This is a genomic window from Bacillus sp. ME78 (assembly GCF_903970865.1).
Lineage (GTDB): Bacteria > Bacillota > Bacilli > Bacillales > Bacillaceae_G > Bacillus_A > Bacillus_A cereus.
Map to the genome: position 1 here is coordinate 147,119 of NZ_CAJCKK010000002.1, position 22,494 is coordinate 169,612.

A 22,494-nucleotide genomic window follows, 5' to 3' on the forward strand; every position below is an offset into this window, starting at 1 on the left:
AAAAATATGTCATAATAGAGAAAAGAACAAGCTTTGATGAATGAATATGATTCATTAATGAGAGATAAAGGAGAGGAATATGAAAAATAATAAAAAAGGATTATGGGGAATTATTGTTGCGATAGGTCTATTTTTACTGTCTAAGTTAAAGTGGGTATTTGCAATTTTTAAATTAGCAAAGTTTTCAACGGTATTTAGTATGTTTCTATCGCTTGGCGCATACGCAGTTCTATATGGTTGGAAATTTGGAGTGGCGCTCATTTATTTGTTGTTTGTTCATGAAATGGGCCATTTATGGGCTGCGAAAAGAAAGGGGATCCCAACATCGCCAGCAATCTTTATTCCGTTTATGGGGGCCCTTATTGGAATGAAAGAGATGCCGAAAAATGCGAAAGATGAAGCTTACATCGCTTATATGGGGCCGCTTTTCGGACTTCTTTCATTTTTACCAGCGATTCCACTTTATATAATGACGCAAGAGCCGTTTTGGGCGCTTGTTATTTTGCTTGGAAGTATGATTAATTTCTTTAATTTAATTCCTGTTTCGCCGCTAGATGGTGGGCGAATTATTTCAGTTGTCAGTACTAAAATTTGGGGAGCAGGCCTTATTTTATTACTTGGCTATTCAATTTACTTTAAAAGTATTTTGGGAGGATTTATTGTTATTATCGGTTGTATGGAATTATACAGAGTGATAAAGAGAGATGAGCCGATTAAGGAATTAGGGCATAAAATTGATGGAATGAAAGAATATGTTGCTAGGCTTGAAGAGGAATTAAAAGAAACTGGAGCTGTACATCGGACTATATACATGATGCATCATGAAATGAATGCATTAAGACAAAGAGAAAGGGAAAAAGAGTTACAAATAGGTGAACTTCAAAAAATGGAAGTGTTAGAGTATCTTTTACCGAAGTTTGAACCGTTAGATTATGTTCCATATGAAGATGAAAAAGATGAGTATACTATTCACATAAGAGAAGCATTTGAAGCGTCAGAAAGAAAATTAAATGAATGGAAAACAGAAAAGGAACAACAAGAAAACTATTATAAAGTGGATACGAAAACGAAATGGACAGTATTTGCTTGTTATATCGGATTAATAGCTATACTTGGTTATACAGCTTATGAAGGTTATATTGTTTTACAGGAGCATTTGCCAAGACGAAATGTGTAGAAAAATATTGTCGAAATGATAGGAAGAATTAATACAGGAATTATATTTCTACGAGAGAATGTTACAAGTATAGTCATACATTGTAATATCTTTAGTAGAGAAGGAGTTCTGTATATGAAGAAATTGTTAAGTGTATTCGGGATTATTATCGTAATGATCATTGCGAGTTATAGTCTTATGAAAGTGCTGTTACATTATGCGAATAAGCCTGCTGAGGTAAATACAATAGCTCGAGTAGAAGATGTGCAAGAAGAGACAAAAGTGCTAGATTTTATTCGAATGACACATGAAAGCTATAATAATTTCTTAAATTACGGTAAAGCAGAGAATTATACAGACGGGGATTGGAAGCAATTTAAGCAATGGTTTCAACAACAAGAACCATCTTTAAAAAATATACATACGGAAATAAAGAATGAAAAAATAAAACGCGATGTAAATAGAAGCTATGAAATTGTAAAAAAAGGTGTGGAACTTCAAAATATTGAGTATGTAGTGTATGCCCACCGTGTATATCATGACTTGGATATTATCGTAAATAAATATAGAGGTGAAACGAATATCTGGGGGTATACGGAGTTTGGTGATGGGAAAGATAGAAAGGTAATTGAACAAGCTATACAAACAAAATAATAAGCTAGCTAGAATTCTAGTTAGCTTATTTTCTTTTGTAAATGCAATGTTCATATATTATTCACAAAAACAACGTGTTAATAGTGATTAAAATCACAATCTGCATTATAAGATTCAGTTAAACTAAAAACAGTTAAGGAAATAGAGGAGTGGGATACAATGTTAAGTGCAAAAACAATTGAAATCGTAAAGTCAACAGTACCATTATTACAAGAAAAAGGCGTTGAAATTACAACGAGATTTTATCAAATTTTATTTTCGGAACATCCGGAGTTATTGAATATTTTTAACCATACGAATCAGAAAAAGGGAAGACAACAACAAGCGTTAGCGAATGCTGTTTATGCAGCTGCAACGTACATTGATAATTTAGAAGCAATTATTCCAGTTGTAAAACAAATTGGTCATAAGCATAGAAGTTTAGGTATTAAAGCTGAGCATTATCCGATTGTAGGTACATGTTTACTACGTGCCATTAAAGAAGTCGCAGGTGCACCTGATGAAGTTTTAAATGCATGGGGAGAAGCATATGGTGTCATTGCTGATGCATTTATTAGCATTGAAGCAGAGATGTATGAAGAAGCTGCACATAAAGAAGGTGGATGGAAAGACTTCCGCAACTTTGTGATTGTTAAAAAAGTGAAGGAAAGCGATGTTATTACGTCATTTTATTTGAAACCTGAAGATGGAGGGAAAGTTTCTTCATTCATCCCAGGTCAATATGTAACGGTTCAAATCAATATTGAAGGTGAGACATATACACATAATCGTCAATACAGTTTATCTGATGCACCTGGGAAAGAATATTATCGTATTAGTGTAAAGAAAGAAAAAGGTGTAGATACACCAGACGGTAAAGTGTCTAATTACTTACATGAACATGTAAAAGAAGGAGATGTTTTACCAGTAAGTGCACCAGCGGGAGATTTCGTGTTAAATATGGATTCAACATTACCAGTTGTACTAATTAGTGGTGGAGTAGGGATTACACCGATGATGAGTATGTTAAATACGTTAATTGAACAAGATTCAAAACGTAATGTATATTTTGTTCATGCAGCAATAAATAGTAATACACATGCAATGAAAGAACACGTTAAGGCAGTAGAAAATGAATATGAACAAGTTAAAGCATATACTTGTTATTCTGCACCGACTGAAAAAGATTTAGAAATGAAGAACTTTGATAAAGAAGGTTTCGTTGAAAGCGAATGGTTAAAAACTATTATTCCGACAACTGAAGCAGAATTTTATTTCTGTGGTCCAGTAGCATTTATGAAGCATATAAATGCTGCACTAACTGATTTAGGTGTGAAACAAGAGCATATTCATTATGAATTTTTCGGCCCAGCAACAAGCTTACAATAAGACGGATGAGAATAAATAAAAAAACGAGGTATTTATTTTACCTCGTTTTTTATTTGTTCTCGTAATAAACGGTTAACTGTTTCACGGCGTATGCCTATCAGTTGACCAATTTCAGTTTGTGTTAATATTTCATATATAGGAATGTCACCTAAATATAATGTGAACCATTCTTGTAAACGATGAAGACGTTCTTTTGGTGAGACGGTTGTCAATTGATCAATTCGTTGTTGCATCATTCTTAATTTCGATTGCAATTGCATAGCGATGTTGGCATATGATTCAGGATTTGCTTGAAGTCTCTCATACCATTCACTACTAGTAATTGGTTCCACTTCTGTTTTTATTAAAGCGATAGCTGTACCGTGATATTCTTTCGGTGAAATTAAAGAATGATGAGGTATCGTTTCACCTGGAACGATAATGTTGAATAAAAATGGTGTTCCGTCTTCCTCTAGCCGAACTACTTTTAATAAGCCTGTTTTTATAAAGTATAAAGGACCGTCCTCGTCTTGACGGAATAGTACATCTCCTTTGTGTAGAATCAATGTTAGCCCCCCATTAATATGTTTCTATTTCTTCTATTTTAGCGTATATGTATATAGACAATATGCTATTTCAACAGCAATTTCATTGACGAAATGTATGCTATTACAGTAGTATACTATTTAGTGTGTAATAGTACTAGCAATGAATACGCTGTAGGGGGTTTAGTATATTGTTAGATGCGATGAGAATGACGGATATGAGAATTCCGGCGAATGCTATCATTCATGTAGAAGAGATGAAAGGTGGAGTCGTTTTATCCGTTGAAGTAGACGGCCAAATTATTTATACGATGGCTTATGATGAAGAAACAGATAGTTATGCTGAATTATATGATCGAAATGATAAGAGGGCGTGCCAAGTACATGAAGACTTTATGGGATGGTCACTTCTTCACTAAAAAAGATGTCAATATGACATCTTTTTTTATTAAATCGATAGAATATACAAAGAAATGAAATATAAGGATAAAATTTGTAATAATTGATTTTGCATTGTTAGCACTCTGTAACTGCAAGTGAACTAATTTTTCGCTATCATAAAGATAACAGTCGCAGTTATAGGAGTGGTCAACTTGAAGAAAGTACATATTTCAAATTATATGTTATTATGTGTTTGTTTAATTTTATTTGTTCTCCTCGGAGGATTTTTATATTCATGTGTATAAGAAAAACGCATTCTAAAAAGAATACGTTATAAAAGGGAAATAATGATTAATCTAGTTCCAAGAATAATTAACGTAATACGTAATAAATTAATTACGGCGTTACCACTTAGTTTTGTATTAATGTAAGCCCCGATTTTTCCGCCGATCCATGCACCAGGAATAAGGATTAATGCATAAATCCAGCTGACATTTCCAAGTGAGATGTGAGTTGCAGAACTTACAATTGCTGATAGAAATACGATGAACATTGAAGTTGCTACTGCAATATGTGCTGGGAATGCAAAAAGAAGCATCATTGCTGGAACAAGTAAGGCACCGCCACCAATTCCAAATAACCCAGATATAAACCCAACTATAAAGGCAATAAAGATAGCAAGAAACGGTGGGAATTGGTAGTGTACAGTATTTCCATCATTATCTGTAAAAGAACGCTTAATTACAGACGTATTTGAGAGGGAAAGAGGTTTTAATTTGTCTCGAAGCATAAGTAGAATTGAGACGAATATAAGGAAAACCCCAAAGTATAAAGAAAATGTGTCTTGGTTTAAAAATTTATTTGCCCATGATCCGATAATACCACCAGGGCCGCTTCCGATAAATAAAATAAGTCCACTTTTATAATCTACTCGTTTATGCTTCATATAAGTAAGGGTGGAAGATAGCCCTGTAAAAACGACTGTTACCATAGAAGTCCCTACTGCAAGTTGTGGTGATAAACTGTGTAATCCAATTAATAACGGAACAATAATAATTCCGCCTCCAAGCCCAACTAGGCTGCCGACTGTCCCGGCGATTAGTCCGATGAAAAGTAACATGATGTATTCCAAAATTGCCAACTCCTCTAAATAACTTATCCACCAATTATTATACACGCTTTTTAATGAGAAATAGGCTTGTTCACAAAAAAGTCGTCTTCCTAGAAAAATAAGGAAGACGACTTTTGATTAGAAAACAAAATGTAATAGGTAGTAAAATAGAGCAGCTAAAGAAGCTGAAATAGGAAGTGTAATAACCCATGTAATTAACATACGTTTTGCAGTTCCCCATTTTACCCCTTTCACACGGTGAGAAGCACCAACCCCTAAAATAGAAGAAGAGATAACGTGCGTCGTACTAACCGGTAAGTGAATGAATGTTGCACCGAAAATAACAAGTGATGATGATAAATCGGCAGCTACACCATTTACAGGACGAATTTTCATAATTTGTCCACCGACAGTTTTAATAATTTTCCATCCACCGACAGAAGTACCAAGCCCCATTGCGATAGCACAAGATAATTGTACCCAGAACGGAATATCGCTAGAAGTATGATAGTTATTAGCCATAAGAGCCATCGTAATGATTCCCATTGCTTTTTGTGCATCATTCGTACCGTGTGTATAGGCTTGTAATGCTGCAGTGAAAATCTGGAATATACGGAAGTTTTTGTTCGTTTTCGTTAAGTTAAAGTTTTTAAAGACCACTTTAAAAATACTGTATACGATATAACCAATAACGAAAGCGATAATTGGTGAAATAATTAAAGCTTCAAGAATTTTAATGAATCCTTTAAGGTTTAATGAGCTAATACCAGCAGCAGCAATGGCTGCACCTGCGATTGAGCCAATAATTGCATGCGAAGAACTACTTGGGATACCGTAGTACCAAGTAATTAAGTTCCATGCTATCGCCGCAAGTAAAGCAGCTAAAATTACAAGAGAACCATTTTGTAAAGCAAATGGGTCAACGATATCTTTTGTAATCGTTTTTGCTACACCTGTAAATGTCATTGCACCTAAAAAGTTCATAATAGCTGCCATAATAATTGCATGTCTAGGCTTTAGAGCTTTCGTTGAAACAGCCGTTGCAATAGCGTTTGCTGTATCGTGAAATCCATTGATAAAGTCAAAAGCTAAAGCGCAAATGACTACTAAAACGGTCAGTATCAAGAGTGTATCCATGATCAAACTCCTTACGCGTTCTTCATAATAATTGTTTCTAATACGTTTGCAACGCTTTGACAGCTATCAGCTACTTCTTCAAGCTCTTCGTAAATCTCTTTAAATTGAATAATCTTAATCGGATCTTTCTCACGAGAGAATAAGTGCTTAATCGCATGACGACGAATATCATCGCATTGTGATTCGTAATCCTTAATCTTGATTGCGTTCGTACGAATGTCGACTAACTTCTTTTTAGACAGTAGTTCAACAGAATTTGCAATTTCAATTGCACATTGATTAATTGCTTCTACGAATTTAATCATGTATTCATCAGCTTCTGTAATAGAATACATTTCGAACAGACCAGCACTGTGATCTAATCCGTCTAATACATCATCCATACTCATTGCAAGTTGTAGGATGTCCTCACGTTCAATCGGAGTAATAAACGCTTTGTTTAGCTCCATAATGATTTCGTGAATAAATGAGTCACCTTTTGACTCATACTCTTTCATGCGCATAGAAAACTCTTTTAAATCGCTAGCATTTTTAATTTTATACTCCACGAAAAATTGCGCGCCTTCTTTTAAATTTTCGGAAACATTCATTAACATTTCAGAAAATTTATCTTTTTTTGATTTAAAGACCATTATTGTTACCCCCACAAAAGTAATATATGTAAAATATATTGGCTAATCAATTCTAACAAAAAACTGTCGTTTTTTAAAACATTTTATCGAAAAGTTTACAAAAACTTAACATAACTCTCGTTGTTCTATTAATAATATTAATATCCAATAGTGAATATCTTACTTGTAGAATGTCCTTTTCTTGCAAAAAGTATGAATGTAAAAGAAAAGCTTTACACTATAGGAATGACTACGTTATTATAATAAATTTAAAAGGCGGTATATTCTTCCTTTTAAAAAGAAGAGTGTAAATAAATGAAGGAAGTGAACGAATGAAATTGAAGAACACTCATTTTAAAAAAATGCTTGAGTGGTTCAATAAGAGGAAGAAACTTCGTAATTCATTAATTGTATTGGGAAGTGTACTCGTTACTATATTTATTGCTGTAAATATAATAATTTCCATTCAAGACATATCTGAATTAAAACAAGCTGTTCCACAACCGACTTTAATTTATGATGCAAATAATGAGGTCGCAACTAAATTAGCTTCTTCGAAAACAGAAGGCGTTAAAAGAAAAGATATTCCTGATATTATGGTTCAGGCAATTGTTGCAGTAGAAGATAAGGAATTTTTTAACCATCATGGTATTTATTATAGTGGAATTATAAGTGCAGTTTTTAAAAATATTACAGCAGGAGAAGTTGTAGCAGGGGGAAGTACAATTACACAGCAGCTTGCGAAGAATGTATTTCTGACACAAGATCGTACATTTTCTCGTAAAATAAAGGAATACTTTTTAACGAAAAAAATAGAACGTACTTATACAAAAGATGAAATTATTGAAATGTATATGAATCAAATTTATTTTGGGGAAGGTGCTTGGGGGATAAAGAGGGCAGCTAAATCTTATTTTGATAAAGAGGTAAAAGATTTATCAATTTCAGAAGCTGCAACGATCGCGGGTTTAATTAAAGCGCCGTCTGCGTATTCGCCTTATAAAAACTTTAATAAATCAATTGAACGACGTAATGTCGTATTAAGTTTAATGAAGGAACAAGGATATATTTCTGAAGAGCAATACAATAAAGAAAAAGAGTCAGGCCTTGTATTAAAACGTGGGGTTGATGATAAATATAAAGGTAAATACTCCCAATATGTAGACTATATAGTTAGGGAAGCGATGGATAAGTATGAATTAACACAAAATGAAATTTTAGCAGGTGGTTATCGTATTTATACTGAGCTGGATCCGAAAAAACAACAAGCTGTAGAAGATGTTGTGAATAATGATAGTTATTTCAAAGATAGTGGCTCAGATCAACTTATGCAAACGGGTGTAGTCCTTATAAATCCCAAAACAGGCGGTGTTCCAGCTTTAGTTGGCGGGAGAGGACCATATCAGTTTTTACAATTTAATCATGCTACGCAATTAAAAAGACAGCCAGGTTCAACATTAAAGCCTCTAGCTGTATATGTACCCGCTTTAGAACAAGGGTATGAAGTATACGATATATTAAAGGATGAACCATTTCATATTAAAGAATATGAACCTAAAAATAGTGATCAGGCTTTTCATGGTAATGTGACAATGTATGAAGCGGTAGCAAAGTCGTATAATGTTTCTGCTGTGTGGTTATTAGAGCAAATAGGATTAGATAAAGGATTGAAATCTTTAGAGCGATTTGGTATTCCATTAGTACCAGAAGACCGTACGTATCCAATTGCTTTAGGTGGGATGCATGTAGGGACATCTCCATTTGTAATGGCCCAAGCATATAGTACATTCGCTAATGATGGGGTTCAAGTAGAGGCTCATGCAATTAGAGAAGTTCAAAATGCTGAAGGAGAAATAATAGGAAAATGGTATAAAAAAGAGACACGAGTGACGAGTGAAAAAATTGCTCAAAAGATGACGTATTTATTAAAAGGTGTAGTCGAAAAGGGAACAGGTGAAAAAGCGAAAGTTAATAATGTTGATACAGCAGGGAAGACAGGGACTACTCAACTTGTAAATGGTCCGAGTGTAGGAGCGAAGGACTCGTGGTTTGTAGGATACACACCAGATTTAGTAGGTGCGATTTGGGTGGGATATGACAAAACAGATAGCGAGCATTATGTGCCAGGTGGTAGTCAAATTACGACGACGATGTTCCGGGACATCATGAAAAAAGCAAATGTAAACCCAGCCCAAAAAGCGTTCCAATTGTCGTTAATATCTGAGGCGGACTATAAAAAACAATTGCAAACAATTGAAGAAGAAAAGAGAAGAAAAGAAGAAGAAAAGAGAAGGCAAGAAGAGGAACAACAAAGGAAAAAAGAACAGCAAGAGTGGTTTGATAAAGTGAAAGAGTGGATTCCATCATTATGGTGAAAAAAGAGGCGAATTTCATTATTCGCCTCTTTCTCATGTGAAAAATAAAGTGCGCTCATAATGAGTGAGATAAATGCTACTATTCATTAAGAGTAATATTCGTACTGCCAAAGGATTGAGAATCGTATGTGACGATTATTTTTCCTTTACTAATCGGTTCGTAAGGTAATTCTTCTTCATAACTACCATTATTTTCATTATGGATAGACAGCGTGATTTCATCAATTCCTTTATTTGTATACTGATCTTTAATCGTTTCAGCAATTTGAAGTAGAGTTTCGTAATTAGAAGCTTTCGTAATAAGCATTCCTTTTATAACTTTTTTTTCATTATTTGTGGAATTGGAATAAGGGATGTCGTTTTGTTTCGTATACAAAAGTTTGTATGGAACTGTTTTTCTCTCTGCTTTTGAAATAGTGGAGTATTTTAGAGTTAAAAAAAATCCTACACATAAAATAATGCATACCATAAGAGCAATCCAAATGCGTATCAGTGACATAACTCTCATTTTTCATCCCTCTTTCATATCTTTGACTTCATTATTTATCATACAAAATGAGGATTAAGATAGAGTAAATTTGAGGTAAAGAAACGTAAAGAAGGAGCACTTATCCTCCCAAATAAGTGCTCCTTTTTATTAAAAGAGAGATTTAATAGACAATCAAAAGCAAACCTATTACTTATAAATGTGCTTAGTCCTCCCAAAATATTATCGGAAATTGTGGTTAGTAAATTCGGAAGACAGATAGTGTCGCAGTTGTATCGCCCGCAGGTCCTTGAGCGCCTTGAGGCCCTTGAGCACCAGTAGTCCCCGTAGTTCCTCCACCTAGGCAACCAGATCCATATTGAACTAGAATAGCTTGACCAAGAGCTTGAAGAAGTCTAACAAATTCTGTAAGTTCTGACTTAGGGATGTTAATATGGCTACATGCTCTTACTTCGCAACAATCATTACCATAAAATACTTTTCCTTTATTTTTATTGTTCATCTTTTCATTCTTTTCTTTCATAGAATTATTAGTCATTACTATATATTAAAATGAAATTTATACTAAATTCGTGATGGACAAACTACCATTTCTAAAAAAATAAGAAATTGGCCCACCTAGAAAGAAATAAGTAAGATATAGAGAAAGGTTTATATAATGTAAAGAAGAAAAGTGCAACATAAAAAACTACATGCTAATTGTTGGGAGTGTTTAACAATTGGCATGTAGTTCGTGGATTAGTCCTTTATTTACATTGATTTAATTTTTCAAGGGTTGTTTTAGGTAAGATTGGAATTGAAATAGTGAAAGTTGTACCATCTTCATTACTAGTCATTTTTAATGTGCCATTATGATTTTGGATGATTTTTTTTGTTACTGACAAGCCTAGTCCTGTTCCCGAATCCTTCGTTGAGAAGAATGGATCAAAGATATATTCTTGAATAGCTGGAGGAATACCAATTCCATTATCTGTGAAAGTAATCCGAACGAAGTTATCAAGGCGATAACTAGTGATTTGAATAGAAAGAGGTTTGTCGCCTTGAGCATCGACGGCATTTTGAAATAGATTTAAAAACACTTGAACAAGTTCATGTCGATCAATATTGACTAAAATATCATCTAATTCATTAGAGAAGTTATAATCAATTGAAATGTTATGCAAGGAGACTTCACTAGCTAGTAACTGTTCAATATAGTCACGTAAAAATGTATTGATCGGAAACGGTTCTCTTGTAAATTCCCGTGTTTTTGAAACAGCTAAAAATTTTGTAATAATATTATTTGCACGATCTAATTCAGGGATAAGCAAGTTTTTAAATAACTCTTGATTTGATGTAGAAACGCTTTCTTGTAAAAATTGTAAGTATCCTCGTACTGTTGTAAGAGGATTTCGTACTTCGTGTGCAATTCCAGCTGCGATTCGCCCTGCTAACGAAAACTTCTCTGCATCACGTTCTGTATTTAAATAATGAAAGACACTAATAACTCTAAAAATCTCACCGTTATAATCACGAATAATTCGGTTATTTATAATACCGTAATTTTTGTCTAAAACTTCTTCATTATATATTTCTGTTCCCGTTCTTAATGTTTCAATTGCTTTAATTTTTTCTTCCGGCAAGTTTAGTAATTGTTGAATTGGTTTTCCAATAATATCATTACGTATTACACCGAAATCATCTGCGGCAACTTGATTACATAAAGTAATATTCCCTTTACTATCGACAAAGGTTACATGATGTGAAAAGGCATCAAAAATATGAACAAAGTGTTTTTCAAGTTGTTCAAATAAAAATAATGAATCACAAGTAAGTTGAAAATTAGCTTCTTTATTTTCTTTTGGTATTTCTTGAATGGAATGAGTTGTTCTGGTTTTCTTTATTCGTAAACCAATATGTGGATTTTTGTATGTGAAATGATGTGGTAATTGATTCACAAGTTCTTCATAAAAACGTACTTTATTTTCTAGTTCTTCAATTCGTTTTTCATGAGATACAGTAGCATCGTTTGGAAGCATAAATAAATAACCCCTCATTTTAAAAATTCTTCCATATAGTATATCATATTTTTATAAGGATACTCTTAAAGAAAAGGCTACATGATGCAAAGTGTTTGGAAAGTGAATAGAAGATGAAGTTAAAAAGGGAGGGATATATGTGCTGTTCATTGGAGTGACAGGATGGGGAGATCATAATTCTTTATACATAGATTCCTATGAAAATAGAAATAAATTACGAACATATAGCGAGTATTTTCCTATTGTGGAAGTGGATAGTTCATTTTACGCGATGCAACCTGCACGAAATTATATAAAATGGGCAATGGAAACGCCGAAAGATTTTTCTTTTGTCGTAAAAGCGTATCAAGGAATGACAGGACATATGAAAGGTGAAATTCCTTTTTCTACGTTCGATGAGATGTTTGATGTGTATAAACAGTCTATTCTTCCTTTATTAGAAGCTGATAAATTAAAAACAATTTTATTTCAATATCCACCATGGTTTGATTGCAAAAAGAAAAATGTAGATTTTATTCGATATACGAAAGAAAAAATGGAAGGTTTACCATGTGCAATAGAATTTCGAAATCAAACATGGTTTTATCCAGAAATGAGAGATAAGACGTTACAGTTTCTAGAACAGGAGAAATGGGTTCATACAATTTGTGATGAACCACAGGCTGGGATAGGTTCTGTGCCACTCGTGTTAGAGGTTACGAATTCAGACATGGCATTAATACGTTTTCACGGTCGAAATGTTCATGGTTGGCTTGATAAAGGGGAAAATTGGAGAGCGGTTCGCTGTTTATATCGCTACAACAATAAAGAACTGGAAGAATGGGTTGAACGACTAGAGCAATTAAAAAAGAAAACAAAGGATATATACGTACTGTTTAACAACAATTCAGGTGGGGATGCAGCAGATAATGCGAAACAGCTTATGAAAATGATGAACATTACATATGGTGAGCCGAAGCCGGAGCAATTAAATTTTTTTGAATGATAATAAACAAGAAAGGCACTGTACAAACAGGGGGAATGTACAGTGCCTTTCTATATGAAAAAGAGGGGTAACAATGTTACTGAGCGTTTGGTTGATTCATCAATTGTTGGCTTCATAATAAATGATAATGGTTATCATTATCATTGTCAATGGTTTTTCTAAAAATATATAAAAAACTTTGTATATTTTAAATAGAGATAAAAAAAGAACAGCATTAATGCTGTTCTTTTCCGTTGACAAATTGTTGTAAATCAAAAGGAGTTATCGCCTGGATAAATTCTTTTGAGATAAGTGTTTGAACGAGAGTGCTCTCAGAGATAGAAGCACCTGTTTTCTTTTCATAAGCTTGTTTTAATAAATCAAGTTTTTCAGCCGTTTCTTTTGGTAATTCAATTGTAAGTGTGTTCATAATTTCTCCCCCTTAGTATTAGAGTACCACTACAGTATAGGAGAGACAAGAAAAGAGAATATGAAATATAAAAAAGGTTACCAAATTTTCAAATGGTAACCTCTTTTATGTATAAGAGTTATTAAGCAATACCGATATACTTTAAAGTTTTTGATGGAGTACTGTGATCAAAGAAGTGTTGTAAAAATGCAATATCAACACCTGATTTGTATGCACAATAACCCCAAGTTTTTCGAAGTGTATGTGAGCTAATCCCTTCTAATCCAACTTCTTTTGCAGCTTTGTTTAAAATGTACCATGCATGTTGTCTCGTAATAGATTTTGTTCCTTTTTGAGATTTTAACAATGGTTCATTACGTTTCCAAGTTTTACGTTCTTTCATGTAGTCTTCGATTGCGTGCTGTAAGTCTTCATTTACAGCAAACCATTTATGTTTCTTCACTTTTTCATTGTAAAATAAAATGGAATGGCGAACATTTTCATTTTCATCGATTACATCACTAACTTTTAATTGTAAGATTTCACTTACTTTTAAGCCAGAATTTACAGCTAATACGAATAATAAGCCATCACGTTTCGAAGATTGTAAAAGTATATTTTTGATAGTTTCTAATTGTTTTTCATTTTGAATAGGTTGTCCTGCTTGTTTCATTTCACGCACTCTCCTCTTTTATATGTGTAAAGGAAAGGATTAACTTGTTTCTTACTATAAAGGGAGAGTGTGAATTTCATGTGAACTCCTAGTGAAATTAAGACAAATTATTTGACTTCTTTTACTTTTTGTAAATTGAAATAGAATACAACACTGTTAGTCGTATTATACACACCGTATTCGGCATGATGGAGGTCTAAAATGTTTTTTACAATAGATAATCCGAGACCGGTACCTCCAGTGTGACGGCTACGTGATGCATCTAGACGATAGAAGCGATCCCAAATTTTTTCAAGACTTTCTTCAGGGATAGGGTTTCCTGTATTTTCGATTTCGACTTTTACGGTATCTTCTGCTTCTATAATAGAGACTTGTATTTTTTCTCCATCTGGCGTATAACGGATTGCATTACTTAGTAAGTTCACAACTACTTGCTCAATACGACTGCGATTTGCTTTAACAAGTATAGAAGGGTCTGCATAGACATTCACTTGTAAATGTTTTTCTTCCATGCTAAATAATAATTTTGTGTAGACTTGTTGCGTTAATTCACCGATTGAGAACGTCGTCATATCTAGTTTGTAAGTACCAGATTCCAACTTTGCTAATTCTAACATTTCAACAATCAGCCTGTTCATATTTTCTGTTTCTTCTAAAATAACATCAGTATAATACGAAGTATCCTTACTAACACCATCTTTAATTCCTTCTGCAAAACTTCTAATTACACTCAGTGGTGTTTTTAATTCGTGTGACACGCCAGAAATGAATTCTTTTCTTGTTTTTTCTAATTGACGTTCACGTTCAATATCTTGTTGTAACTTTGTATTAGCGACATTTAATCGATCGATTCGATCTTTTAAATTTACAGATAATGTATTGATACTGCCAGAAAGCCCGCCAATTTCATCGTCAGCTGTAACAGGTAATTTCTCGCTGAAATCAAAATTAGCCATTTTTTTTGTAACACGATTTATTTTAATTAATGGCTTAACAATGATTTTTGAGTAGTAGAAGGATAACAAAATAATAACGAGAAACACGATGATTAAGGCATAAACATAATAGTCTTTTAAAACGAGCATCGCTTCATTAACGGGCTGTAAAGATGCTATCGCAAAAGCATATTCTGTAATCTTTCCGTTTTCTATAATCGGTTTTACAAAGATACTATTTTTTATATTTTCGCCACCATCTAATATGAACGTTTTTAATTGGTCCGAGTTAGAAGTGCCATCTCTAATAATATCTGCAAAATATTGAACGGCTTGTAATGTTTCAATATCATTTGCAAGACGAACCTCAGCTTTTGATGGGAGCTGTAACTTAGTTATAACACCTGTAAAGACGATGCGAGTTGTAGATTTGTATCGGCTTGCAAGTCTATTCTTGGAAGGATTACCATTAATCGACTGAAAATCCGAATAGAAATGTTCGTTTTGCCATTGATTATAATTCGTTCCTAATTTTTGTGGTGTGATTATATTATTCTCTTGTACGACTCCATCAACATTAATTATTACATCTTTTTTTAAACCTAAATTTTCGAATTTATTATATTCTTCTGGTGTTAAAAGATTATTGAGTGGAATGGAATACTGTTTATTATTGTTGGGATTAAATACATCGATATAGTAATTGTTATCACTTTTAATAATACCGTTAGAATCCAAAAACTGCATATCGGCATTTGTTTTATCATGAAATTCTTGTTTTAGTTTTCTAACCTTCTCATAACTTTTATCACTTTTGTCATAATTATCTACGAATTTTTCAAAAGCAGTTTGGACTGTTTTTACTTTCTTGTTAATATAAAATTTTTCTAAAAATAGAGATTGTCCTAGGAAAAAAAGTAGGAATATGATTGTAAATAAAGTGGATGTTAATAAAAATAGTTTAAAGACGATACTTCTGTTTTTCACTGCGTCACCTCTTATGAGAAATACTGTAAATAATTTCTTTATCCCGCTTTAACGGGCAATAAGACTCCCATTTCAAAATTCGGCGAATACAAGGGAGTTAGGCGGGAGATCAACTGCCCGTAAAATCCTGATTGGTTCAACTAATAATCAGTGGGGGATGGAAAAGAAAACCACTGATTAAAGTTTCACTTTATTATAACAAACGTTACAAGAAAGTAGAGGGGAGAAATCTGTCTCTTTATAAAATGGTTATTTATAAAAAGTCACATAAAAAGAACTCGCCAGACGTATGACAAGTTCTTTAGTGTATTATTGTTGAATTGCTGCATCTAAAGCGATTTCAATCATTTCGTTAAATGTAGTTTGACGCTCTTCAGATGTTGTTTCTTCGCCAGTGAAGATGTGATCGCTAACTGTTAATACAGATAATGCATTTACACCGTATTTCGCTGCTAATGTGTAAAGAGCAGTTGTTTCCATTTCTACTGCTAATACACCGTAATCTCCAAGTTTTTTAACCATGTCCATGCTTTCACGATAAAACACATCTGCTGTTAAAACGTTACCGACACGAACGTGTAATCCTTTTTCAGTTCCAGCATCGTAAGCTTTCTTTAAAAGATCAAAGTTTGCAGCTGGTGCAAAATCAAATCCTGGGAATGTTAAACGGTTCATATTAGAATCAGTGCAAGCCGTCATTGCGATAATAACATCACGAACTTTTACATCTTTTTGAATTGCACCGCAAGTTCCAACGCGAATTAAATTTTTAACTCCGTAGCTTTGGATTAATTCGTTTGCATAAATAGAAATAGAAGGAACACCCATACCTGTACCTTGAACAGATACACGTTTTCCTTTATAAGTTCCAGTGAAACCTAACATACCACGTACGTTATTATAGCAAGTAACATCCTCTAGAAATGTTTCAGCGATATATTTTGCACGTAATGGATCACCAGGTAATAGAATAGATTCAGCGATTTCGCCTTGTTTTGCTTCGATATGTACACTCATGAAAAGTCCTCCTTATAATGTATTGATAGAAATCAATATCATTTGCATTATACACTACGAATCCTTTCAATTAAAATCTTTTTATTATTTGTAATATGTGCAAAATAGGAGGATTTCATAAATCATAATCTAGAATATATACCTTAAGAAGTTTTGTATGAACAGAGACAATAAAAATGGTAGGTGATGTTTTGAAAAATCTTGTCATTGGGCTTATTGCGTTAGTACTTATTGTGGCAGGAGGATTTTACATAAAAAAATATCAAGAAAACGAAGAGACTGTAGGAGATGTTCAGGAAGTAAAGTGGGATGTGTCAAATGGAAAGGGAAATGAGAAAGTAGATATTGTATTTCAGTTGTTAAACAAAAAGAATAATGAAATTCGTGGTTTAAATGATCAAATTCGGGCAGTGATTGTAGATGGACAGTTAAAACACATACAACAAATTAAACCTACATTTGCAGGGAACGGGTCATATAAGTTATCTTCCAAAATAGCGAAAGACGAAGAATATACAATATTTTTATACGAAGATAAAAATAAGTCCGTAGAGTCATTCGCTAGGAAAGATTTTGGTAGAACGAAAGAGGAGAACAATAAGAAAAAAGTGAAATTTCCAATCGACAGTGTACTTACAAAAAAAATAGGAGAGTATGAAATTTCTCTTTTATTTGGCGCATTACATCCGAATGAACCAGTTACGTTAACATTTCAGTTTCAAGCGAAAAAGGGTGAAAAATTGAAATTACATTCAGAGAGAGGAGAAGTAGAGTCACTCTATATCGTGGATGAAACGAAGGAGAACTTTTTATACGCTATGCCTGTAGATACGGATGAGCAATTACAATACCGGATTACATTTCCTGCCGAGGGCACGTATAAAATGTGGGGGAATTTCTATATAAATGGTAAGAAGTATGAAAAAGAATTTATTGTACAAGTTCAAAAAAGAAAAAACAGCTAAGAATTTAGCTGTTTTTTCTTTTTCCTATTAATTTTGTTACAGAGAGCATTGTAATTGGTAAAGAATGATTCTTCCTAAATGCTAAATATTTACCGCTCCATGCTGGTTTATATTTTTCTTTAAAATGTCGTAATCCGCTGAAACTATACGTATAACGAACGTTATTAAAGATTGCAGCAGCCACTCGTTCAGACCAGAAAGACTGTGTGGATAAACCAACATTTGAAAGTGGTGCCATACCAATATTAAAGGAGTGGTATTCATTTTCTTTTGCCCATTGGAATAAGTGGATGAAAATTGCGTCCATAATGCCGCTAGGCGCATCGGGATAATATCGCATTAAATCGACAGATAATGATCCGTTTTGATATACGGGCATGAATGTTGTGAATGCAATAATTTTTCCATCTGCATCAGATAATGTTGCGATAGGGGCACGACTAATATATTCACGATCGAAGTATCCGAGTGAAAAACCTTTCTCTTTTTTTCCACCAAGCCATGCATCTGAAACTTTTCTTAACTCTTCATATAATTCGTCTGAGAAAGGTGGCTCGTGAATAGAGAATGTATAGCCTTCTCTTTCAAAACGGTTGAAAGTAGCTCGCATGCCAGCGCGTTTCTTTCCTGTTATTGTAAATGTATTTAAATCAACAACAGCTTCTTCACCGAGCTTAAAGAAGTTATAACCAAAATCGTGATATAAACTCATCCATTTACTTTCAATTTGGTAGAATACACAAATGTATCCAAATCGATCAGCCTCAGCTAAAAACTCTTGCAGTACAGTACGATAGGAGGAAGGGTCCCCAATTGGATCACCTAGTACAATAAGTCGTTTTCCAGTTATTGAGAAGAGAATGAGTGCTTTTCCATCACTACTGAAAAAGAACTGCTTATCTCCTAAAAAACCTAAATGACTAAGTACGTTTCCACCATGTTCATCTAAGAAGTTTTGTAATCTTTTATCATTAGCTGGTTGCCCGGGAAATTCATTTCGATAACGATTTGCAATGAGTGAACCAATTAGTAAAAAAGTAGGAACAAAAAAGGCAGCTGCTAATGCACTTCGTTTCACTTGTGTAATATTACGAACGACAAAATCAGGTTTGAAAGCTTCCTTTGCACCTGCAAATAAAATACCTAAGTTTTTATATAAATATAACGTTACAAGTAGGAATATAAAAACTTTTACGATATCGGAAAGTGAGACTTCCATTTTCTCACGTACAAACCTTTTACGAAGCATATACAATACAGCGAGTACGATTAATAAAATAAACGTTTCTTCAACATCAATTCCTTTTAGTGTATTAAAAATAGCCGCTCCAATTAAAGAAACAATCGTCATATAATAAGAACGTTTTGTTCCGTAATATATCCCCCGTGAAAGAATGAGTAGGAGAATACCGAATGTTAGCGATAAGCTAAAAGAAAATTGAATAAGGTGTTTTGGAGCTAGAATATGTAAGGCGTGTGCCCGATTTATACTTGTCGGTAGAATGGTTGATAAAATAACCATTAAGCCAGCAAATACTGTTAAAGCAGCAGATGCCCAAGAACCTAACTTTCCTAGAAAGTCACGCTGCAAAGTCCATATAACACCAGTTGTCTCTAATGCAGGCGCAATAAAAGGTTTATCTTCAAACTTTTTAATGGCTACTCCTGTCATTTCAAAAGCTGCAAAAATGAGACCAAGGCAGAATGGTAAGATGTAATAGACGAGACGATATAATAACATAGCAGGGAGTAAAACACCTGTATCGATGCCATATTGCCCAAGCCCAGTTAAGAAGACAAGATCAAATGATCCAAGGCCACCAGGAACAAGACTAACGACACCAGCTAAAGCAGCAATGACATATACGCCTAAAAACTTTTGGAATTCGATTTCAATGCCAAATAATAATAATATGACGTACATAACAATACCAGCAGATACCCATTCGACTAATGAAACTAATGAGTATAAAACGGTTGGGTTTTTCTCCTCTTCTTCTTGTCCCTCTGTTTGCGTCGCTTTTCTATTTTTTAATTTAGAAAACCCGATATATATAGGAACGAAAAGAGCAAAGAAGATAAGAACAGGCCATAGCCATGGTTTTTCATGCAAAATAAATCTCGTGTCTAATATTCCGATAAGACCAAGAAATGAAAGAATAGCTAATCCATTAATAAAGGCAGTTGTCATCCAAGCGATACTTTTAATAAGTTTTCCATTTTCTTTTATGTATGGACGATAAAGCATTGTGCGTACGCCGGCTCCAACGAGACCACCAAACCCGATAAATCCATTTAAAGTATTAGCAATCCACGAGATACGGAAAATCTTTTGGACAGGAATATCAGCTTTTAAGTAACGAAGCATAACATAGTCATAAAAGAACATTGTTGATACAGCGAATGCACCAAGTGTAATTGCTAAAAAGACTCCTCCAGTTGGAATGTTTTTAATTGTATCAATCGCTTCTAAAAAAGAAATGCCCGCTAATTCTTTTTTTGCTTGAAAGAATACAATTGTTAATACAACAAATGGGAAGATAATTTTCCCGATTTGTAAGAAACGTTTCCATGAAAACGACATAAATACAACTCTCCTTGTGTAAGAAAACTGAGACAATAATATTATTATGACAAACTTCAAGAAAAATAAAAAGGTAAATTCCTGTATAGGGGAGCTATTTTTTATATAGGTATATTTAAAAGAATATTTTGTTTATCAGAAAATTAAGTTAGAATAAGATAAAAGAAGGAGGAGGGGGGAGTATATGATTATAAAAGGTTATGTAGGGTATGAGTTAGAAAAAGCGAAACCTAATACATCAGAGGATTTTTTTAACAGATCTGAAGTGACATATATATTAAATGATAAAGAGAAAACTTTTTCGGTTTTATATGTTCGATATTTTGAAGAAGTTTTACAAGAAATTACTCCTTTTGAAGGAAATCCATTGTATAAAGTAGAAGAACAACACATATATTTGCGCGATATTGTAGCGATATGTTGTTTAGTGAAAGATAGGGAGCTTCGTGCGCAAAAACGTTTGTATTTAAATAATATGGAAGAATTTCAACAATATTTTGATGAGGGAACGGTGTTGAAAGTACAAGAAATATTGGCTGAATTACATAAAAATAAAAGAGTAGAAATAGCGTAAAATGGCAAAGGAGAGAGAAAAATGTCTAATTTGATGGTTGAAAATCAAACAGAGCAAGTTTCTATATTTTTAGAAGATGCTATTCATTTAATAACCAATTATGTAAATTATCATACGTTGCCTTCTTTATTAGAGGAGACACCGGCAGGGAACGAGCAATATTATAAAGGGTTATTAGCATCAATGAGACGACTTCTCGTTTTTTGCGAAGAAGGACATGATGCATGTTTTGTTTTGTTGAATAGTCAGCCATTTCGAAAAACAGCAGCTGAAAAAATTTTATATAAGATTTACCATCAAGTAATTGCAGAGTTTTTTTCACCGAAGAGTGATTATTGGTATGAAAATAGTCGGTCTGCATATACAGGAAAAAATTCTATCGTTTTTCAACAAACACCACCTGCATCTTTGGGGCAAGTGATGAAGAGTTTAGAAGGTAAATTTCAATTGATGCGTGAAGAACTAGAATATTATGAGACGGATTATCAGACAAAGATGTTACACAAATATTGATTGCGGAAAAGAAGCTAAGGTGACTTAGCTTCTTTTCCTTTTGTACAGTTATATAAGGGATTTTCATTGAATATAGTTAAGTGGATAGCATTAGGGAGGTGCAACATGAATCAGCAAGGTGTATTTACAGATTACTTTCATGAAGTAGAAAATTGGTGTGAAAGTGTTCTTCACGTATTAGATAGCCGCGCAATGGAAGTGTATGATGTCCATATGCTTGCTTATAAAATTCAGACGTTGTTAGAGCGTATGAAAGAGCATGAGTATGAAACAGATGCAGAGTTTATGTATGAAATAAGTGATGATGTAGAACATATTCAGCATCACTTGCAGGAAGTATTTATGCAAGAAGAAGAGGAATATGAATTATATGAAAGAGGGGATAGCGAACGAGCTGTTCCAATTGGAGGACATACACTCCCGCCATTACCTTATCCGTATAATGCGTTAGAACCGTATATTTCTAAAGAAATTATGATGTTACACCATGATAAACATCATCGGAGTTACGTGGAAGGGTTAAATAAAGCAGAGAAGATGATGGAAGAAGCGAGAAAAACAAATCAATTTGATTTAATTAAGCATTGGGAAAGAGAAGCGGCTTTTCATGGGTCAGGTCATTACTTACACACGATATTTTGGAATAACATGAAAAAAGACGGTGGTGGAAGTCCAAGAGGTGCTTTTTCACAACAAATCGAACAAGATTTTGGGAGCTTTTTACGTTTCCAAAAACATTTTACAGAAGCGGCCTCTAAAGTAGAAGGTTCAGGCTGGGCAATTCTCGTTTGGGTGCCCCGGTCTGGAAGGTTAGAAATTTTGCAAAGTACACTTCATCAATTATTTACACAATGGGATACGATACCACTCCTTGTACTAGATGTCTGGGAACATGCGTATTATTTACAATACCAAAATCGAAAAGATGAATATATTAAAAACTGGTGGAATGTTGTAAATTGGCCTGATGTAGAAAAAAGGTTTGAAACTGCGAAACAAATTGAATGGACACCATATTAGACGCAAATTCTCTGCGTCTTTTTTAATGGAA

The 22,494-nt window shown here is 33.7% G+C and carries 22 protein-coding genes; 10 read left to right on the forward strand and 12 right to left on the reverse strand.

Translation table 11 applies throughout. The features are described 5' to 3' along the window. Positions 1-79: 79 nt before the first annotated feature. The 3 genes from H6481_RS04420 to hmpA all read left to right on the forward strand — a co-directional run bounded on the left by H6481_RS04420 (position 80) and on the right by hmpA (position 3,178). Entirely contained in the window at positions 80-1,177 is a 1,098-nt protein-coding gene (locus H6481_RS04420; protein WP_023521488.1) for a site-2 protease family protein, read from the forward strand. A 114-nt stretch (positions 1,178-1,291) separates the two neighbouring features. After that, complete coding sequence (locus tag H6481_RS04425) at positions 1,292-1,810, forward strand: hypothetical protein (protein ID WP_000735529.1); 519 nt, start codon at positions 1,292-1,294, stop codon at positions 1,808-1,810. A 159-nt stretch (positions 1,811-1,969) separates the two neighbouring features. Next, positions 1,970-3,178, forward strand: coding sequence for an NO-inducible flavohemoprotein (hmpA, locus tag H6481_RS04430; protein ID WP_000947339.1), 1,209 nt, complete (start codon positions 1,970-1,972; stop codon positions 3,176-3,178). A gap of 32 nt (positions 3,179-3,210) precedes the next feature. Here the strand turns inward: hmpA and H6481_RS04435 are convergent, their stop codons facing one another. Then, positions 3,211-3,723, reverse strand: coding sequence for a Crp/Fnr family transcriptional regulator (locus H6481_RS04435; RefSeq protein ID WP_025118235.1), 513 nt, complete (start codon positions 3,721-3,723; stop codon positions 3,211-3,213). 170 nt (positions 3,724-3,893) lie between these two features. Between H6481_RS04435 and H6481_RS04440 the strand changes: the two genes are divergently transcribed. After that, positions 3,894-4,121, forward strand: coding sequence for a hypothetical protein (locus tag H6481_RS04440; protein ID WP_000883009.1), 228 nt, complete (start codon positions 3,894-3,896; stop codon positions 4,119-4,121). Positions 4,122-4,414: 293 nt separating this feature from the next. Here H6481_RS04440 and H6481_RS04445 read toward each other — a convergent pair whose 3' ends face one another. From H6481_RS04445 to H6481_RS04455, 3 genes are all read right to left on the reverse strand, one after another. After that, on the reverse strand, positions 4,415-5,215 hold the full coding sequence (locus tag H6481_RS04445; protein WP_053564902.1) for a sulfite exporter TauE/SafE family protein: 801 nt from the start codon (positions 5,213-5,215) through the stop codon (positions 4,415-4,417). Positions 5,216-5,332: 117 nt separating this feature from the next. Next, positions 5,333-6,331: an inorganic phosphate transporter gene (locus H6481_RS04450; protein WP_000380276.1), complete on the reverse strand. Its 999-nt coding sequence runs from the start codon at positions 6,329-6,331 to the stop codon at positions 5,333-5,335. 11 nt (positions 6,332-6,342) lie between these two features. Then, positions 6,343-6,963, reverse strand: a complete 621-nt coding sequence (locus tag H6481_RS04455) for a DUF47 domain-containing protein (protein WP_000231445.1) — start codon at positions 6,961-6,963, stop codon at positions 6,343-6,345. A 311-nt stretch (positions 6,964-7,274) separates the two neighbouring features. On the opposite strand from H6481_RS04455, the gene H6481_RS04460 reads away from it, so the two are divergent. After that, positions 7,275-9,317 (forward strand): PBP1A family penicillin-binding protein, encoded by a 2,043-nt coding sequence (locus tag H6481_RS04460; protein ID WP_182811090.1) that lies wholly within the window; start codon positions 7,275-7,277, stop codon positions 9,315-9,317. A 79-nt stretch (positions 9,318-9,396) separates the two neighbouring features. Here the strand turns inward: H6481_RS04460 and H6481_RS04465 are convergent, their stop codons facing one another. The 3 genes from H6481_RS04465 to H6481_RS04475 form a co-directional block, all read right to left on the reverse strand. Continuing rightward, positions 9,397-9,825: a hypothetical protein gene (locus H6481_RS04465; protein WP_182811092.1), complete on the reverse strand. Its 429-nt coding sequence runs from the start codon at positions 9,823-9,825 to the stop codon at positions 9,397-9,399. Between the two features lie 217 nt (positions 9,826-10,042). After that, the gene (locus H6481_RS04470) at positions 10,043-10,327 is read right to left on the reverse strand and encodes a hypothetical protein (protein ID WP_063546928.1); all 285 of its coding nucleotides are present in this window, start codon (positions 10,325-10,327) and stop codon (positions 10,043-10,045) included. Between the two features lie 223 nt (positions 10,328-10,550). Continuing rightward, positions 10,551-11,822: an ATP-binding protein gene (locus H6481_RS04475; protein ID WP_071714672.1), complete on the reverse strand. Its 1,272-nt coding sequence runs from the start codon at positions 11,820-11,822 to the stop codon at positions 10,551-10,553. Positions 11,823-11,961: 139 nt separating this feature from the next. Between H6481_RS04475 and H6481_RS04480 the strand changes: the two genes are divergently transcribed. Continuing rightward, positions 11,962-12,807: a DUF72 domain-containing protein gene (locus tag H6481_RS04480; RefSeq protein WP_182811095.1), complete on the forward strand. Its 846-nt coding sequence runs from the start codon at positions 11,962-11,964 to the stop codon at positions 12,805-12,807. 214 nt (positions 12,808-13,021) lie between these two features. Here the strand turns inward: H6481_RS04480 and H6481_RS04485 are convergent, their stop codons facing one another. From H6481_RS04485 to deoD, 4 genes are all read right to left on the reverse strand, one after another. Next, positions 13,022-13,216, reverse strand: a complete 195-nt coding sequence (locus H6481_RS04485; RefSeq protein WP_001094860.1) for a DUF3924 domain-containing protein — start codon at positions 13,214-13,216, stop codon at positions 13,022-13,024. Positions 13,217-13,337: 121 nt separating this feature from the next. Further along, positions 13,338-13,868 carry a tyrosine-type recombinase/integrase gene (locus H6481_RS04490; protein ID WP_000806236.1) on the reverse strand — a complete coding sequence of 177 codons (531 nt, stop codon included), beginning with the start codon at positions 13,866-13,868 and terminating at the stop codon, positions 13,338-13,340. Between the two features lie 107 nt (positions 13,869-13,975). Continuing rightward, positions 13,976-15,790: a HAMP domain-containing sensor histidine kinase gene (locus tag H6481_RS04495; protein WP_182811097.1), complete on the reverse strand. Its 1,815-nt coding sequence runs from the start codon at positions 15,788-15,790 to the stop codon at positions 13,976-13,978. 309 nt (positions 15,791-16,099) lie between these two features. Continuing rightward, the gene (gene deoD / locus H6481_RS04500; protein ID WP_000110700.1) at positions 16,100-16,807 is read right to left on the reverse strand and encodes a purine-nucleoside phosphorylase; all 708 of its coding nucleotides are present in this window, start codon (positions 16,805-16,807) and stop codon (positions 16,100-16,102) included. Positions 16,808-16,983: 176 nt separating this feature from the next. Between deoD and H6481_RS04505 the strand changes: the two genes are divergently transcribed. Next, positions 16,984-17,772, forward strand: a complete 789-nt coding sequence (locus H6481_RS04505; protein WP_182811098.1) for a hypothetical protein — start codon at positions 16,984-16,986, stop codon at positions 17,770-17,772. Between the two features lie 4 nt (positions 17,773-17,776). Here the strand turns inward: H6481_RS04505 and mprF are convergent, their stop codons facing one another. After that, positions 17,777-20,356 (reverse strand): bifunctional lysylphosphatidylglycerol flippase/synthetase MprF, encoded by a 2,580-nt coding sequence (mprF, locus tag H6481_RS04510; protein ID WP_000010853.1) that lies wholly within the window; start codon positions 20,354-20,356, stop codon positions 17,777-17,779. 184 nt (positions 20,357-20,540) lie between these two features. On the opposite strand from mprF, the gene H6481_RS04515 reads away from it, so the two are divergent. The 3 genes from H6481_RS04515 (at position 20,541) to H6481_RS04525 (ending at position 22,463) form a co-directional block, all read left to right on the forward strand. Beyond that, entirely contained in the window at positions 20,541-20,930 is a 390-nt protein-coding gene (locus H6481_RS04515; protein ID WP_182811101.1) for a hypothetical protein, read from the forward strand. Positions 20,931-20,951: 21 nt separating this feature from the next. Further along, entirely contained in the window at positions 20,952-21,443 is a 492-nt protein-coding gene (locus H6481_RS04520; RefSeq protein WP_000067551.1) for a YpuI family protein, read from the forward strand. Positions 21,444-21,548: 105 nt separating this feature from the next. After that, the gene (locus H6481_RS04525) at positions 21,549-22,463 is read left to right on the forward strand and encodes a superoxide dismutase (protein ID WP_001075742.1); all 915 of its coding nucleotides are present in this window, start codon (positions 21,549-21,551) and stop codon (positions 22,461-22,463) included. The last annotated feature ends 31 nt before the right edge of the window (positions 22,464-22,494 follow it).